Annotated in this window: 15 protein-coding genes; 3 read left to right on the top strand and 12 right to left on the bottom strand. The window is 38.3% G+C overall.

The window, feature by feature from the left end; genetic code table 11:
* Positions 1 to 65: 65 nt before the first annotated feature.
* Entirely contained in the window at positions 66 to 1,406 is a 1,341-nt protein-coding gene (locus tag ABDZ91_RS11165) for a flavin monoamine oxidase family protein (protein WP_343798980.1), read from the bottom strand.
* Between the two features lie 266 nt (positions 1,407 to 1,672).
* Between ABDZ91_RS11165 and ABDZ91_RS11160 the strand changes: the two genes are divergently transcribed.
* On the top strand, positions 1,673 to 2,881 hold the full coding sequence (locus tag ABDZ91_RS11160) for a CdaR family transcriptional regulator (RefSeq protein ID WP_343798978.1): 1,209 nt from the start codon (positions 1,673 to 1,675) through the stop codon (positions 2,879 to 2,881).
* 45 nt (positions 2,882 to 2,926) lie between these two features.
* Here ABDZ91_RS11160 and ABDZ91_RS11155 read toward each other — a convergent pair whose 3' ends face one another.
* The gene (locus ABDZ91_RS11155) at positions 2,927 to 4,456 is read right to left on the bottom strand and encodes an aldehyde dehydrogenase family protein (RefSeq protein WP_343798976.1); all 1,530 of its coding nucleotides are present in this window, start codon (positions 4,454 to 4,456) and stop codon (positions 2,927 to 2,929) included.
* A 14-nt stretch (positions 4,457 to 4,470) separates the two neighbouring features.
* Positions 4,471 to 5,646: an LL-diaminopimelate aminotransferase gene (locus ABDZ91_RS11150; protein WP_343798974.1), complete on the bottom strand. Its 1,176-nt coding sequence runs from the start codon at positions 5,644 to 5,646 to the stop codon at positions 4,471 to 4,473.
* A gap of 209 nt (positions 5,647 to 5,855) precedes the next feature.
* Here ABDZ91_RS11150 and ABDZ91_RS11145 point away from each other — a divergent pair, with 209 nt between their 5' ends.
* Positions 5,856 to 6,269 (top strand): VOC family protein, encoded by a 414-nt coding sequence (locus ABDZ91_RS11145; protein WP_343798972.1) that lies wholly within the window; start codon positions 5,856 to 5,858, stop codon positions 6,267 to 6,269.
* A 70-nt stretch (positions 6,270 to 6,339) separates the two neighbouring features.
* Here the strand turns inward: ABDZ91_RS11145 and ABDZ91_RS11140 are convergent, their stop codons facing one another.
* Both ABDZ91_RS11140 and ABDZ91_RS11135 read right to left on the bottom strand, forming a co-directional pair.
* Positions 6,340 to 6,894: a TVP38/TMEM64 family protein gene (locus ABDZ91_RS11140; RefSeq protein WP_343798970.1), complete on the bottom strand. Its 555-nt coding sequence runs from the start codon at positions 6,892 to 6,894 to the stop codon at positions 6,340 to 6,342.
* Between the two features lie 82 nt (positions 6,895 to 6,976).
* Positions 6,977 to 8,296 (bottom strand): MDR family MFS transporter, encoded by a 1,320-nt coding sequence (locus ABDZ91_RS11135; RefSeq protein ID WP_343798969.1) that lies wholly within the window; start codon positions 8,294 to 8,296, stop codon positions 6,977 to 6,979.
* A gap of 198 nt (positions 8,297 to 8,494) precedes the next feature.
* Here ABDZ91_RS11135 and ABDZ91_RS11130 point away from each other — a divergent pair, with 198 nt between their 5' ends.
* Entirely contained in the window at positions 8,495 to 9,682 is a 1,188-nt protein-coding gene (locus ABDZ91_RS11130) for a D-alanyl-D-alanine carboxypeptidase family protein (RefSeq protein ID WP_343798967.1), read from the top strand.
* A gap of 42 nt (positions 9,683 to 9,724) precedes the next feature.
* Here ABDZ91_RS11130 and ABDZ91_RS11125 read toward each other — a convergent pair whose 3' ends face one another.
* The 7 genes from ABDZ91_RS11125 to ABDZ91_RS11095 form a co-directional block, all read right to left on the bottom strand.
* On the bottom strand, positions 9,725 to 10,579 hold the full coding sequence (locus ABDZ91_RS11125; RefSeq protein ID WP_343798965.1) for a hypothetical protein: 855 nt from the start codon (positions 10,577 to 10,579) through the stop codon (positions 9,725 to 9,727).
* A gap of 15 nt (positions 10,580 to 10,594) precedes the next feature.
* On the bottom strand, positions 10,595 to 13,015 hold the full coding sequence (locus tag ABDZ91_RS11120) for a heavy metal translocating P-type ATPase (protein ID WP_343798963.1): 2,421 nt from the start codon (positions 13,013 to 13,015) through the stop codon (positions 10,595 to 10,597).
* Between the two features lie 82 nt (positions 13,016 to 13,097).
* Entirely contained in the window at positions 13,098 to 13,304 is a 207-nt protein-coding gene (gene copZ, locus ABDZ91_RS11115; protein WP_343798961.1) for a copper chaperone CopZ, read from the bottom strand.
* Positions 13,305 to 13,315: 11 nt separating this feature from the next.
* On the bottom strand, positions 13,316 to 13,663 hold the full coding sequence (locus ABDZ91_RS11110) for a metal-sensitive transcriptional regulator (protein WP_343798959.1): 348 nt from the start codon (positions 13,661 to 13,663) through the stop codon (positions 13,316 to 13,318).
* Between the two features lie 123 nt (positions 13,664 to 13,786).
* Entirely contained in the window at positions 13,787 to 14,413 is a 627-nt protein-coding gene (locus ABDZ91_RS11105) for a nitrite reductase (protein WP_343798957.1), read from the bottom strand.
* Positions 14,414 to 14,430: 17 nt separating this feature from the next.
* Positions 14,431 to 15,435 carry an ABC transporter ATP-binding protein gene (locus ABDZ91_RS11100; protein ID WP_343798955.1) on the bottom strand — a complete coding sequence of 335 codons (1,005 nt, stop codon included), beginning with the start codon at positions 15,433 to 15,435 and terminating at the stop codon, positions 14,431 to 14,433.
* Positions 15,428 to 16,396 (bottom strand): ABC transporter ATP-binding protein, encoded by a 969-nt coding sequence (locus ABDZ91_RS11095; RefSeq protein WP_343798953.1) that lies wholly within the window; start codon positions 16,394 to 16,396, stop codon positions 15,428 to 15,430. The genes ABDZ91_RS11100 and ABDZ91_RS11095 overlap by 8 nt, the downstream gene beginning before the upstream one ends.

The raw sequence follows: 16,396 nt of genomic DNA, 5'->3' as shown, positions 1-16,396 counted from the left end.
GAACAGGAGATCCGCAATGCTAAGAAAAGTGTCCCATAACAAGGGACACTCCATAGTAGATTAGCTTACTGGTTCACATGTGAGTGATTCGAAAATGCTTTCTCTCCAGTTAACTGTTTATGAACCTTTCTACTCACAGTAAGCCCACTTTCGATCGCCCCATCAATGAAACTTGCCCATCCCTTTGCATACGTGGAACCAGCTAAATAAACACCGTTTTCTGGTGTATGCCACTCATTAAAATAAGTGGTCAATTGGTTTGGTTTCAACATAGGCCAGGTTTCTCTCGAGTATTCATCATTTACCCAGTCATGACCCGTACTCTCAATTACTTCAATTTCAGGAATCCAGTAGCGAAGTGCTTTTTCTACTCCCTCGCGATCTGTTGGACTTAGCCAGTCTACACTTGGACCAAATCCAACTATGATGCTGTCTCCATCTACATACCGATCTAAGTGAACGGAGTTAAGTGGATAATTTCCAGGTGCAAGCGCATCAAATGGTTCTAATTCTCCTTTAACTCTTGCCCATACTTTTACACCTTTTGACGTCTGCCCCTCTTTAGATGCAGCTTGTTTTTCTTGGGAAAGTTGCGGTTCAAATTGAATATCTTGGAGAGTGGTTAGCGGTACTGTAACAATTACAGATTTGCCTGTATAAACGGTTCCATCGCCCGTTGTAACTGCGACCGAGTCTTGAGTATGTTGGACTTTTTTAACGACCGTTGAAAGTATAAAATCGGCCTTTGTATCAGCTGCCATACAATCAATCAGCGCTTTAGTACCTTCTTTCAATCGGTAGGTAGAAATCATGGCACTTTGAGTGTTCCAGTTTCCTTGTGAGAACACCCACCATCGGAAAATTTGTGTTACGGCACCCTCTGCTGGATTTCCACAGAAGTCTGAAGCCACCCATCCATGCAAGATATCGAATTCTTCTTTAGTTAAACCAACATTCCGCATAAATTCTTCTGCTGTCATACTGTCAATGTCGTGTAATTGTGGAGAATGAAGTGGGTCGTATGGTAATGGCAAGTATTTATGGCTTTCACTCATTAGACGTTCAACGGTTGATTTTAATTTATCTTTATATTCTTCAACTGGTGCATGATGGGTTTTACCTTCTGAAATCCAATAAACCCTTGTAGCCTTTGGAGCTGTCACTAACTCAAGACCATAGCGAGTAATTTCTGTCCAAACATGTGGCTGATACCAATGGACGTATGTTCCACCCATTTCTAACATGGTATTTAAACGTTGATCGCACCACGTTCTCCCACCTAGCCGATCCCGAGCCTCTAAAATTGCTACCTTATGACCTAGAAGGCTTAGTTCTCTAGCCGCTGTGATACCAGAGAAACCGCCTCCAATTATTATGACATCATAGTCATTCTGAATATTTCTCACTATAAGTCCCCCTTGATCATTTCTAAAATTTATGCAACATACTTTACGGGATAATAGATTACAAAAACGAGAGAAAGCGTTTGCAAAATGTCAAAATTTATAACCGTACAAACTGGAAGAAACTGTTTAAATAATTATAAATTATAAATATTCGCAATAATATGTACATTTTGACTAAAAAACTGGTATTATTAAGTTGATTTTTTATTTCTTTTGTATGATGGACAAACAACCTTATTACATATGGATCAAGAAAGGGTGAGTATATGCGAATTCTTGAACACATTGCACAAGGGATTGCTGAAAAGACAAGTGAAGTCTTACAATTCCCCATTAGCATTACGGATAATGAAGGGTATATTATTGGTTCCACTGATAAAAAACGGATTGGCTTATTCCATAAACCTTCATTGGAAGTTATTAAAAATGACAGAATGGTAAATTGTGAAAATGAAATAGAAAATGAAATTCTCCCCGGTATTTCTGTCCCAATAAGGTTTAATAACAATGTCATTGGAGTACTAGGAATTGTAGGTGAACCTGGAGAAATCGAGAAATATGTTCACTTAGTCAAAAATCATGTTGAAATGATGTGCCAAGAAGCATTTAGAAAAGAAATGATAGAACTTAAAGAAAAAATGATTGAAGTATTTATTCATCAAATGATTCACTATAAAGAATCAGATGCTAACCTACATATTTATCAGTATGCAAAACTACTAGATTATGATTTAGAAACAGATAAAGTTTGTTTACTCATTGATATACAGTCTCTCTCAAAGAACATATCTACTAAACAAACAAATGAAGCCCTTTATGGGAGCTTTCAACTTCAATATTTTCAAAGGGAAGTTCTAGACTTTCTTTACTTGCTATTTCATGAATCCAATAATGACTTAATTTCCTTTTTAAACATTGAAAGATTTATTATCTTTAAATCACTTTCCGATGAACATTCGTTTCCTCTACTGCAGCATCAACTTGAGGCAAAACTTCAACGACTTAATACGTTTTTAGAAGCAAAGTACAAAGTATCCGCAACCATCTCTGTTGGTGATATTGGAACTGGTATTTCCGGAGCCTCAGAGTCGTATAGTAATGCCAAAAAAGCGATGAATGTTGGTGCAACAGATTCAAATGCTAATATATTCTTTTATAACGAAAGAGAGACATTGTTAAAATTACTTTCTAAAGAACTAACAGGTGAATATAAGAAAAAGCTAATTAAGCTTATCTCACCATTAACGGAAGCAGACAATTACAATGTGTTGGCCGAAACTTTTACAATGTTTTGTAAAAATAATATGAATATGAGTGTAGCCTCAAGGAACATGTTTATCCATCGGAACACTCTTATATATCGATTAGAAAAATTAAAGGAACTAACCTCTCTGGATACAAGTAATTTCGAACATTGTATGTTATTACATGCTGCAATCCAATGCTACGAAGAAAATAAAGAGCCTGTTTCCTGATAAGATCCCCCTCTAAATAAGAGGGGGTCTTTTTATCAGATTCTCTTACTTGTTATCAATTTGAGCCCTCTGAAGAGTCCCGCTGTAATCTACATAAACAGATCTCCATTCAGTGAAGACATCTAGTGCCGCAACACCAGAATCCCTATGGCCATTTCCAGTCCCTTTTGTTCCCCCAAATGGTAAGTGAATCTCGGCCCCAGTCGTCCCTGCGTTCACATATACAATTCCCGTATCTAAATCACGCATAGCTTGGAATACTCGATTCACATCTTGAGAGAAAATGGAGCTTGAAAGTCCAAATTCAACACTGTTATTGACCTCAATTGCTTCCTCTAAGCTTTTTACAGGAATAATAGAAGTAACGGGACCAAAGATTTCTTCTTGAGCAATCGTCATATCAGACGTTACGTCAGTAAAAAGTGTCGGTGCGTAGTAGTGACCTTGATCGTACTCTCCACCTGACAAGATTTCACCACCACACAGTAGCTTTGCTCCTTCTTTTACACCAATCTTCACATAGTTATCAATTCTCTTTAATGAAGCCTTATTGATAACCGGACCAACATCAACAGACTCATCTAACCCATTTCCAATTTTCAGCTTGGAGACTCTTTCCAATAATTTTCGTTCAAGCTCTTCTTTTACAGCTTCATGTACAATGACGCGACTGCAGGCCGTACATCTTTGACCTGCTGTCCCAAATGCACTCCAGATAATTCCGTCGACAGCAAGATCTAGATTTGCATCCTCCAGAACTGTAACAGCATTTTTCCCTCCCATTTCAAGGGAAGTCCGTTTTAACATCCCACCTGCACGCTCATTGATTTGACGGCCGATTTCATTGGAACCAGTAAAGGAAACGATATCTATATCAGGATGCTCAACAATTGCATTACCAACCACTCCACCGCTACCAAAAACTAAGTTTAATAAGCCTTTTGGTAAGCCAGCCTCTTCATAAATTTTGACAAATTCAGCCGCTAAAAATGGAGTTTCAGATGCAGGCTTCCAGACAACAGCATTTCCTGCTACTAAGGCTGGAAGGGACTTCCATGAAGCAATAGCAATAGGAAAGTTCCATGGAGTAATGAGTCCAGCAATTCCGACTGGCACACGAACGCTCATGGCAAACTTATTTCGCAATTCAGACGGAACTGTGTCTCCAAATAACCGGCGACCCTCTCCTGCCATATAGTAAGCCATATCAATAGCTTCCTGAACTTCCCCTCGTGCTTCAGCAATAACTTTTCCCATTTCACTTGTGAGAATTTGTGATAGCTCTTCTTTCTTTTCCTTTAAAAGTCTTCCAACTTCATATAAGATTTCGGCTCTTTCTGGGGCAGGAACAATCCTCCAAGACTTTTGAGCTTTCTTAGCTGCTAATACAGCTAGATCCACGTCTTCTTTTGTTGATTGTGGAACTTCACCTAAGCATTCCCCTGTAGCTGGATTCACATTTTTTGAAAATTTTCCAGAAACGGAGGCAACCCATTCACCATTAATATAGTTTAAGTATTTTTTGGTTTGCTGTTGTACTTTTGTACCTGTTTGGGATGTTGTTTGTTTATTCATGGACATTTCTCCTCTCACTTTTTGGATAATTTTATATTTTTCTTGATTCTATCAATCGCATCGGCTAAAACATCATTTGGTAAAGACAATGAAACTCTAAAATACCCTTCCCCCGATGGTCCAAAAGCATTTCCTGGTGTTATAATCACTCCCGTTTGCTCTAAGACAGTACTTGCAAATTCACTTGAGGTATAGCCCTTTGGTGTTGGAGCCCAAATGAAAAAGGACCCTTTTGGTGGTTCTACCTCTACATCAATAGCCTTTAAACCCTCAATCATCGCCTTCATTCTCTCCCAATAAATGGTGTTATGCTTGCCTATACAGCTTTGATCTCCATTTAGGGCATATGCAGCTGCTAGCTGAATGGGTGTAAACTGACCGGTATCTGTATTACTTTTATAGACAGACAACGATTTAATAACGTCCTTGTTTCCAACTACATATCCAATTCGGTATCCTGTCATACTATAAGTCTTTGATAATGAGCCAAACTCTACAGCAACCTCCTTTGCACCTTCCACTTGGAGAACACTAGGAGCTTTATAGTTTTGAAAAGTGATCATATTATAGGCAGAATCTTGTGCAATAATGATATTGTGTTTACGGGCAAAGGCAATGGCATCTTCGTAAAATTTGAGGTCAACAGTTGACGCAGTAGGGTTACCTGGATAATTAAGAAACATTAGCTTGGCTAAAGGTAAGATATCTTGAGGAATGTCAGTGAAAATAGGCTTGAATTGGTTCTCCTTTTTGAGCGGCATATATTGGACATTTGCTTCGGCTAAATAAGTTGCCATACGATATGGCGGATACCCTGGATCTGGAATTAAACAGTAATCTCCTGGGTTTAAAACAGTTGGTACGATATGTGCAATCCCTTCTTTAGATCCGATTAAGGCTAGGACCTCTGTATCTGGATCTAGTTCCACATCAAATTCTCTTTTGTAAAAATGGGCGACTGCTTTTCTAAAAGCAGGATGTCCTATAAAACTAGGGTACTTCGAGTTCTCAGGCTTTCGGGCTTCTTCAACAAGCTTTTCAACAATATGTTCAGGGGTTGGTAAATCAGGGTCACCGATTCCTAAATCAATGACATCCACACCGGCTTTAATCATCTCGGCTTTTTTCCTAGCAAACTCAGCAAACATATAGGGAGGAATCTGCTCCATTTTTCTTGATTGCTTAAACATCGCCTATCACCCTTTTTCATAACGATTGTCTTGATGAACTTTCCTATACTTTAATGTTACAATTTTTAGAATATTTTAACTATAGAAGAATTAAACAAAAATGGACGCCTTTCTTTTTAAATTTTTATTTACTTTTACCAAATAATCAGTTGACATATACGAACTAATGTTCTTATGATGTGAATATAAAACGGAATGGAGTTGTTCATATGTTTAAATTAACGAATCCCTATTTAACTTTTAATGGAAATGCAAAAGAAGCTCTTGAGTTTTACAAGCAGGTATTAAAAGGAGAGATTACGAACCTTAGTACATTTGGAGAGGCTGATTTTCCAACTCCACCAGAAGCGGATCACCGAATCATACACGCGCGTTTTGAAATGGGTGAACAGTTCTTTATGGTATCTGACACGTTCCCTAATCAAACTGTAGAAGTTGGCTCAAACATTTCATTGGTGTTAGATTTTGATTCAGATGCTGAAATTAAAGAGATTTATGATCATATGGTGGAAAATGGTAAGATCTTAATGGAACTTCAAGATACTTTCTGGGGTGCTACATATGCGAAAGTGCAAGATCCATTCGGTATCATCTGGGAACTAAACTATACTAAACAGCAATAAAGAATAAAGCTACTCCTCAGTAATGATAAGGAGTAGCTTTGAACATCCAGAATATAAATCGCCTTGTTTACTATTTTTTTGCTTGCTTTATATTTTTTACCACATATAGACCAATAACCAGTCCTACTATAGCCAAAATAACTTTCCCTTGGACTGTCCACTCCATGACCTCGTGAACAGAGTAAGCCTCCATCATTAAAGCAGGTATTTTCCCTATAGAACTCGAAACAAAAAAGACCCAAAACGAAACTGAGCCAATGGCTGCTGTTAAAGTTATAATGCCTGATGGGATAAAAGGTAATAACCTTAACGATAATATGAGAAAAAAAGCTTCTTTGCCTTGTACTACTAAGAGCTTGCGGACACGTGGGTGATTCCCAAACTTCTCATGAGCGAGATCCCTTCCCCCTTTTCTAAAAATGAGGAAGGACACTCCTGCTCCTATGACCTCACCTAAAAAAGAAATCATGGTCCCTTCCCAGAATCCCCAAAAATATATATTTGCTGACGTCAGAAACACACTTGGAATAATGCCTAAGATGCTAATGATTGTATTCAGAATAATACTTAATATGATCGCGACGTTACTATATTGTTCAAATATGGATATAGTCCATTCAGCCATTTATTTCTCCTTACAAAAATAAGACATTACCATTTTTCAATGGTAATGCCTCAAAGTAATAATTGTCTACTACATTTTCACATTATGGATCCGTTCTCTTCCGAAAAAAAACTTCTGGCTCCCAGCTGTTAAAAGGATGTGTTTTGTGTTGGGAAGAGTCAACAGAAACTTTTGGAGCATGTTTTGGTGATCCATCTTTTTGAGCTGCACTCTTTAAAGAGTCGTTCAATGGCTTCCATTTTTTCAACATAATAATGAGGATGCCCATGACAACTCCGATGATGGCGTACACAAGCCATGGCAAAAGTGGATAATCTTCACTACCACTCAATAATTGACCTCCGACAAAGTTTCCACCCGCTTGCCCTAGTCCAAAAATTACGTTTGCCAACCCAAAGAATATTCCAATTAACTGGGCTTTAGATAACTGGGAGATTGTGCTGTCCGTTGTTGGGAGAACTAACATCTCCCCTATAACAAACGTTGCTGCACTGAATACTAAATGAATAAAAGAGCTAGCAAAATAGAGAGAGCCCAAACCTAATCCGATAAACACCATCCCAATTCCCATGGCCGTTAATGGATGTCGGTGAAGAATAAACTTATTCGTAATTAAACTTTGCGTACTGATTACGATGATGCTGTTAATCGTCCAAATAAGAGCAACATTTGAAGGGTTTGCTAATACATCTGCTGCTCTTAATGGCAGTACAAGAGCGAGCTGTGTATACAAAGCCCAAATAAAAATACTGACAAAGCCAAATACGAGGAAAGATTTGTTTTGAAACACTTCTTTATATGCTCCTAATGGCATCTCTGGACAAGGTTCATTCCCACAATGTTTGGGTAATAAAGTCCAACTCATTAAAGCCAGTAACAAGTATACTGCTGCAGCTATAAAGAAAATGATTTGTGAAGATCCGGTTATGAAAAAGAAGATGACGATACCTGCTGTACCAGTTCCGATGTTGGCAGCAATTCCCCTTAGTGAAAACGCAGTTGTGCGGTTCTCCTCAGCAGCTAACACTGAAATTGCTGCTTTGGTTGAAGGAGCATTTAATCCATTACCAAAACCTAAAGTAATCGCAGATAGAAGAAGGAGCCAGTAATCACGGAAAAAACCAAAGCCAATTAGACCTAACATGCCAATAAAAGCTCCAAGTCCAATAATCAACCGCCTTCCTACTCGGTCCGCCAAAACACCACCTACAATACTCCCAAATTGAAACGAAATGGCATTACTTGCTAGGACAATTCCGATTCTTCCAACAGCTAGACCAGCTTCTAGAGAAAGCATGATCGGTAATAACGGGGTAACAAGGTATGTTCCAAGATGCGATAGCAGCACACCTGCTAGTAATATACGAATAGACTTTTCAAGCTTTCTTATACCAATCATCATGATCTGCTCCTATAATTTCATTCATAAATATAGCTTTTACGTAAAATCACCTTATTATGAAACGGTGAAGTTGCAAGAATTTTTCATATTCGTTACAGCTTGCCCATATCCATAGAGAAATTAGTGTTTTCCGAGTATACTTAGGAGGTACGTTATTTGAGCGTTTCCTTAACAATTGATAGAAACAGGTGCTTTGTTTTGAAAATATGGTCAATGATTTTAATTATTTTTTTAATATTTACTATATATACAACTCAAGTTTCAGCTGAAGAAACCGTTATTCCTCCATCCATCATTAGTGAAGCAGCCATCATATTCGAAGCAGATTCAGGACAGATTCTGTATGAGAAGAACGCAAATGTCGAAATGTACCCTGCAAGTATTACTAAAATTGCCACGGCTCTTTATGCTATAAAGCATGGTCAATTAGACGATATTGTGACGGTAAGCACAAATGCAAGATATACAGATGGAACTAGAGTGTACCTAGAAGAAGGAGAACAGGTTTCCTTAAAGAAACTTCTTCAAGGTTTACTAATTAACTCTGGTAATGATGCGGGAGTAGCAATCGCGGAACACTTAAGCGGAACCGTTGAACAGTTTGCAGATGATCTGAATCAGTACCTAGAAGACGAAGTTGGGGTGGCTCAGACACATTTTGAAAACCCACACGGTCTCTTTCACCCTGACCATGTAACCACTGCTAAAGACATGGCAGTGATTACTCAGTACGCCATGAAAAACGAAACCTTCAGAGAGATTTTTAGTACAAAACAAATGGAATGGGATGGGGAGTCTTGGGATACGACCTTATATAACCATCATAGGATGTTAAGGGGCGAAATACCGTATGAAGGCATTACAGGTGGAAAAAATGGATTTGTTAGTCAATCTGGATTCACACTCGTTACTACTGCCAAATCTAAAGATCTGAATTTAATAGTGGTTACACTAAAGGCTTCCTATGAACAAGAAGCATATAGTGACACGGTTGAACTACTGGATTTTGCATTTACCAATTTCATAACGGAATCGATTGAGAAAGAAACTTATTTTTCTCTCGATGACTCAGAGTTTGTAACAGTAAAGGATTTGTCGTATACGCATCAACTTTCGGACACAGTCACTCCGGAAATTCAAAAGAATGGTACGCTAAACATCACAAATCAAAATGGCAATGTTGTCACTTCCTTCCAATTAAAAGATATTACTCCTGCTAACGAGAAAAATAGGGATTCGAGCTTTTCTGTTCAGAAAGATATTCAAGTAAATCGTTCTTCCAGCACCCTTTTATGGAATACCATCCTAATCGTAATTGGGATTGTGATTATTTTAAGTAGTATGAAATACCGACAAAATCGAAGAATGAAATCCAGATATAAATAAGACCAACATGAACGTAATCATGTTGGTCTTTTCTTTCTGTATTTATTGGATTTCTACGATATATGGGAATACAAACACTTTCCCATTAAATTGAAATTCTGCCCAGATTTTATAAATCCCAGGGTTTCGAAAGCTAGTTGCAAAGACAGGCTCATCGCCTTCTAATGGATGTACATGAATATACTCCTCACCCATCTCATCTAAAATCACGACATGTCCTAGCGCTCCCAAGTAAGGTTCTGGTGTATCACCATTTAAATCGAACTGTAATGTGATTTCTTCACCGGATTTTAAAGATGTCGGTTCCATAGTCACCGTATGATTATCCACTATTTTTGTAAAATCCGTATCAGCTTCTAATTCATTACCATGACCATGTTCACCGTGCTCTTCACCTATTGTAAACGGGATTGCACCAACATGATAAGCGAGTTTTTTCGGTTTTATATCAACAAAAGCTTTGTATTCACCCTCAGGAAGATCATGCTTTGTTTCAAATGTACCTGGCGAAACTTCGTCAGGATGTAAATGAACATAGGTTTCTAAGTCTTCACTAACCACAATCAGATGTAGTAATTTCTCATGATTCACTTCCAAATCCTCGACCGCATTGCCTTCTGTATCTACTAAGGAGAGGTTAATCTTCCCTTCAGCTCCATTTAAATGAACGGTAACCTCACTGTCTAGGTTGGTTGTGTCAGTATCACTGTGCTCACCGTGATCATCACCATGTTCATCTTTTGGTTCGTTCTCTTCCCCATTTATTTCTTCCTGATGGCCAGTAGAATGACCATCAGTTGAGACTTCTTCGTTCCCGCTCGCCAGTGCATCATAAGCTAAATAGCCACCTATAACAACTAATAAATATACAACAGCTGAAATCGCCCATTTTTTCATAGTCTGTAGCCTCCATTAAAGTTTAACGCGTTGCAATCGAAGTGCATTTAATACGACAGAGACAGAACTAAAGGCCATTGCTGCTCCTGCTAGCCATGGTGCTAAAAAGCCTAGAGCTGCAACTGGAATGCCAAGCGTGTTATATCCAAATGCCCAGAACAGGTTCTGCTTGATATTGCGGATGGTCATTTTACTCATATAAATGGCATCAGCAATACTGTTTAGATCCCCGCGGATTAGTGTGATGTCAGCAGCTTCCATTGCCACATCTGTTCCTGTACCAATAGCCATACCGATATCTGCAATGGCAAGTGCTGGGGCATCGTTTATCCCATCTCCAACCATTGCCACTTTCTTTCCTTGCTCCTGAAGTTTTTTCACTTCATCTGCTTTTCCTTCCGGTAGTACCTCTGCAATTACGTTTTCAATTCCAACTTGTTTCGCTATGGAATCAGCTGTTCTTTGGTTATCTCCAGTAATCATAAACACTTCAAGACCCATATCTTTCAAGCGCTTTATTGCCTTTTCGGAAGTTTCCTTAATGGTATCCGCAACAGCAATTAATCCTGCAAATTGACCATCAATACCAACTAACATGGCTGTTTTCCCTTGACGTTCAAGGTCATCCATTTTGCTTTCCACATGATCTATTTCAATTCCATGTTTATTCATCAGCTTACGTGTACCAATAAGGACTGACTTTTCTTGAATCACAGCTTGAATCCCAAATCCAGGGATTGCTTCAAACTGTGATGATTTTTGAAGACTGATACCTTTTTCTTTAATTCCTTGGACAATTGCTTGTGCCAGTGGATGCTCAGATTGTTTCTCAGCAGTCCCTACTAATGTCAAAAACTCTTCTTCCGTAAGATGTTCCTCTACTTTTACATCTGTTAATACAGGTGTTCCATTTGTAACTGTCCCTGTTTTATCTAATATAACCGTGGTAATCTGATGGGTTTGTTCTAAATGCTCTCCACCTTTAAAGAGAATTCCAAATTCTGCAGCCCTGCCAGATCCAGCCATAATAGATGTCGGGGTAGCCAGCCCAAGCGCACACGGACACGCAATAACTAATACAGCAATACTTTTTTCCAGAGCTTCCGCAAAGTTACCTGGCTCTACCGCGAAATACCAAACTAAGAAAGTAATAACCGCAATACCTACTACAATCGGGACAAAGATTCCAGAAATTTTATCTGCTAGTCGTTGAATCGGAGCCTTTGAACCTTGGGCCTCTTCCACTACTTTAATAATTTGAGCTAATGCTGTATCTCTACCTACTTTTGTTGCTTGAATCTTCAAGAAACCATTTTTGTTAATAGTCGACCCTATAACTGCATCCCCTACTGTTTTATCAACCGGAACACTTTCTCCTGTAAGCATAGACTCATCAAGAGCGGATTGACCTTCTAAAATCTCACCGTCAACAGGTACTTTTTCACCTGGTTTGACAAAAAGGACATCACCGACAACTACCTCCTCCAACGGCAGCTCTAATTCTTCCCCATTACGAAGTACTGTTGCCGTTTTGGCTTGAAGGCCCATTAGCTTTTTAATCGCTTCAGAGGATCTTCCTTTTGCATTTGCTTCAAATAACTTACCTAATATAATGAGTGTGATTAAAATCGCACTTGTTTCATAGTACAACTCAACCATGTGCTCATTAGAACCAATTGAAGCAAACGTTAAATATAAACTGTAGAAGTAAGCTGCTGAAGTACCTAAAGCTACTAGTACATCCATGTTGGCACTACCATTTTTTAGCGCCTTGTAAGCCCCAACATAAAATTGCTTACCAATAATAAACTGAACTGGCGTTGCCAAGGCAAGCTGCACCCACGGATTCATAAACATTTCCGGCAGATAAATAAAAGATGTAAATTCAAAGTGACTTACCATCGCCCATAATAATGGGAGTGATAAAATCACAGAGAATATGAACTTCCCTTTTTGCTTTTCTATTTCTTTTTGACGATGATCTACTGCCTCTTTCTCATTTTCATCAGCTTTGATGACGGCTCCATAACCGAGCTTCTCTACTTTTTGAATAATGTCTGTAGGTGTAATAGTAGATGGATTATACTCAACAGACCCTCTTTCTAATGCTAAATTGATGGAGGCTTGAGTGATCCCATCCATCTTATTTAAACCTCTTTCAATCCTTGCTGAACAAGCGGCACAGGTCATACCCGTAATATCTAGTTCGACCTTTTCTGTTACAACGTCGTAGCCAAGGTCTCTTATTTTCTGTTGCAGTGCTTGGTTATTAGTAGCACCTTTATCAAACTTAATGGATGCCTTTTCTAAAGCTAAATTAACATTAGCTTCTTGAACACCCTCGACCTTTTTCAAGCCCTTTTCAATTCTAGTGGCACATGCAGCACAGGTCATGCCTGTAATTTGAAAATTGGATTCCTGTAATTTTTCGCTCATGATCAAAAACTCCTTATACCTATATGGGGTATATTTTATTTCAAAAGAAAGCGTGCTAAACAGCACGGTTTCTCCTTATTATTTATTGGACTTCGTATCCTTCTTCATCAATCGTTTCCTTAATTGCATCTAAAGAAACTTCACTTGGGTTAAATTCCACATCAACTGTAGCGTCTTCAAGAGATACTTTAACCTCTTTCACTCCAGCCATTTCGCCAACGCTTCCTTCAATTGCTTTCACACAATGTCCACAAGACATTCCTTGTACGTTTAGTGTTACTTTTTCCATTATCGTCACTCCTATTTTTTCATCAATTTATGGATGGTCGTAAGTAGTTCATCTAGAACCTCGTCATCTCCATCCTGAATACGTTCAACTACACAACTTCTAAGGTGCCCATCAAGTAAAATTTTAGCTACACTATTGAGAGCCGATTGGGTGGCAGAGATTTGTGTAATGACATCATCACAATAGGTATCTTTCTCAATTAAACCTTTAATACCACGAATCTGACCTTCAATTCGATTTAATCTAGAAACAAGATTACTTTTTACTTTATCTGAATGATGGCTTTTTCTCTCGCTAGTTGTAGAACAGCAACTATCATCAATTGGAACAATATTGTCATTCGGTGGGTTAACCGCCATTGCAGCACCTCCTTGATTACACTATATGATACCCCAGTAGGGTATGTCAAACATTTTTTCTCAATAAATTAAAAATAAATGATATATCCAATTTTTTCAAATAAAAACCCTTACAAGCCTATATTATTGGCTTAATTGTTCTAAAATCTGATCTTTACCAAACCTGTTAATAAACTTAAGTACCGTTTCTCTCTTCTTTCCGTTCGCTGCGTATAGGTCTATTAGCTTCTCAACTTTTTGATAAAGGTCATGTGGTTCTAAATTTTCAAATAATAATGTGCCCACTTGTGCATCTTTTCCTTTGGATTTACCACCTGCGTATAAATTGAATCCGTCTTTAATCTTCATTACACCGATATCATTTATTAAAGGTTCCCCACAGCCTATTGGACAACCTGTGTATGCGATTTTTAAAGTAAAGGGGACGTCCTTTCCGGCTACCCGTTCGTTTAATTCTTTTGCCACAGGCATTCCTTCTGCTTCTTCCCCTTTACAAAAGTTGCAGGTGCGTAGACTCTTAACATAATTTCCAACAGGATAACACCTTAAGCCAACACCTTCTAGTTCTCTAATAATCTCATCTTTTTGATCCTCTGGTATTTCTAAATATAGCTGTTGGAAGGTCGTTAGCTCTAGTTCATCCTCTTCGTTCATATATTTTGCTATAGTAATCATTTGTTTAGCATTTAGCTTCGCTCCAAAGCTAATCCCACCATTTACAGCAATCTTAATCTTTTTTACTTCTTCCATTACCTTGTCTCCTTAATCTATGATGTTTTTTCCATTATATCAGAATGACAATGACATGAAACAAGATGACCTTGGCCAAGAGACTCGAGTTTTGGCTCAACCGTATGGCACTTACTTTCTTGATGTGGACATCTTGATACAAATGGACAGCCGACTTGTTTTCGGGTGGCATCTACCTCTCCATCGAGGATAATGTTTTCACGGTTCGCAATAAAATAGTTTAAATCCTTCACAACAGACACTAGTGCCTTCGTATATGGATGAGTTGGAGATTGTATAATTTTCTTTGTAGGTCCACTTTCTACAATTCTTCCCTGATACATAACTGCAATTCTATCACACATATAGCTAGCAGTTGATAAATCGTGAGTGATAAACATCATCGTTAGCCCCATCTTTTTTCTTAATTCTAGTAGTAAGTTTAAAATTCCCGCACGCACGGACACATCTAACATAGAAGTTGGCTCATCGGCTGCGATAAATAGAGGCTCTAATATAACCGCCCGGGCGATGGCTATCCTTTGTCTTTGTCCACCACTCAATTGGTGTGGATACCGATACATAAAATCTTCAGCTGGTTTTAAGTCAATTGATTCTATCGTTTGCTTTACTTTTTCTATTCTTTGTTGGTAAGACACCTCTTTTTCATGAGCATTAAGTGGTTCCATTAAAATATCTAAGATTCGCATACCAGGATTCAACGTATCGTAAGGATCCTGAAAAATCATTTGCATTTTTTTCCGTACTTTCCTTGTCTGGGACTCTGATAATTGGCAAAGATCTTGATCTTCAAACCAAATTTCACCACTTGTTTCTTTCATTAACCTCATTAACATTCTTGCAGTAGTCGTTTTTCCGCATCCACTTTCACCAATAATCCCTAATATTTCACCTTTCATAATTTCAAGGTTTACATTATTTACGGCATATACCTCTTGAACCTTTCGATTAAAAAAAGGTCCAGTCTTTTTAATAAATTGTTTTTTCAAATTCTTAATTTTGACTAATACCTGTTTATCCATGACGAATCTCCTCCAGTAAGCAGGCAGTATAATGGCCAGGGCTAACTTCTAATAACTCAGGTACTATTTGCGAGCAGCTCTCCATCACATAAGGGCATCTTGAGTGAAATCTACACCCTTTAGGAGGATTTACTAAGTTGGGTACACTCCCCGGGATTGATTGTACTTTTCTACCAATATCCGATAAATCAGGAGTCGCATTTAACAATGCTTTAGCATAAGGATGTCTTGCATCTTTTAGTATTTGATCTGTATTTGCCCACTCAACAATTTTTCCCGCATACATAATGGCAATTCGATCGCATATGGCTGTCACCATCGGTAAATCATGTGAAATAATAATAACGGCTAAATTCATTTTCCTTTGAAGGTCTTTTAATAAAGCAATAACTTGAGCCTGGGTTAGGACATCTAGTCCAGTCGTGGACTCATCAGATATAATGACCTTTGGATTACAAGCTAATGCCATAGCAATTGCAACCCTCTGTTTCATCCCACCACTAAATTCATGTGGGTAGCTCTTCCATCTATCACCATCGATACCTACCATCTCAAGTAAGTTTTTGGTACGTTTAATAGCTTCTTTTTTCGTTACATCTTCATGGAGTAAGATGGCTTCTATTATTTGATCCCCAATTGTATAGATTGGGTTTAAAGCGTTCATTGCACTTTGAGGGATGACGGATATATCCTTCCATCTTAACTTAGATAATTCTGAATTAGATGCCTTAAGAAGATCTTTACCGTTCAGGTGCACACTTCCTTTAACTACTTTACCCGGATACTCAATTAACCGTAAGATGGATTGGGCTACGGTTGTTTTGCCACAACCTGATTCCCCAATCAACCCAAGCATTTCACCCTCGTTTACAGTAAAGGAGACGTCTTCCACAGCTTTGGCAATTCCTTTATCTGTTTTAAAATAGGTTGATAGTTTTTCTACTGATAATACAGTTCCCAT

It is taken from the genome of Bacillus carboniphilus (assembly GCF_039522365.1).
Taxonomy (GTDB): domain Bacteria; phylum Bacillota; class Bacilli; order Bacillales; family JC228; genus Bacillus_BF; species Bacillus_BF carboniphilus.
Note: the sequence above shows the minus strand (reverse complement) of the source record. Positions and strands in the feature narration are given on the sequence as shown.

Coding starts and splice junctions, on each gene's coding strand:
- ABDZ91_RS11160 (WP_343798978.1), top strand. CDS start 1,673: ATGCGAATTCTTGAACACATTGCACAAGGGATTGCTGAAAAGACAAGT.
- ABDZ91_RS11110 (WP_343798959.1), bottom strand. CDS start 13,663: ATGGCGGTTAACCCACCGAATGACAATATTGTTCCAATTGATGATAGT.
- copZ (WP_343798961.1), bottom strand. CDS start 13,304: ATGGAAAAAGTAACACTAAACGTACAAGGAATGTCTTGTGGACATTGT.
- ABDZ91_RS11140 (WP_343798970.1), bottom strand. CDS start 6,894: ATGGCTGAATGGACTATATCCATATTTGAACAATATAGTAACGTCGCG.
- ABDZ91_RS11135 (WP_343798969.1), bottom strand. CDS start 8,296: ATGATGATTGGTATAAGAAAGCTTGAAAAGTCTATTCGTATATTACTA.
- ABDZ91_RS11120 (WP_343798963.1), bottom strand. CDS start 13,015: ATGAGCGAAAAATTACAGGAATCCAATTTTCAAATTACAGGCATGACC.
- ABDZ91_RS11100 (WP_343798955.1), bottom strand. CDS start 15,435: ATGGATAAACAGGTATTAGTCAAAATTAAGAATTTGAAAAAACAATTT.
- ABDZ91_RS11105 (WP_343798957.1), bottom strand. CDS start 14,413: ATGGAAGAAGTAAAAAAGATTAAGATTGCTGTAAATGGTGGGATTAGC.
- ABDZ91_RS11125 (WP_343798965.1), bottom strand. CDS start 10,579: ATGAAAAAATGGGCGATTTCAGCTGTTGTATATTTATTAGTTGTTATA.
- ABDZ91_RS11155 (WP_343798976.1), bottom strand. CDS start 4,456: ATGAATAAACAAACAACATCCCAAACAGGTACAAAAGTACAACAGCAA.
- ABDZ91_RS11150 (WP_343798974.1), bottom strand. CDS start 5,646: ATGTTTAAGCAATCAAGAAAAATGGAGCAGATTCCTCCCTATATGTTT.
- ABDZ91_RS11145 (WP_343798972.1), top strand. CDS start 5,856: ATGTTTAAATTAACGAATCCCTATTTAACTTTTAATGGAAATGCAAAA.
- ABDZ91_RS11095 (WP_343798953.1), bottom strand. CDS start 16,396: ATGGGAACTGTATTATCAGTAGAAAAACTATCAACCTATTTTAAAACA.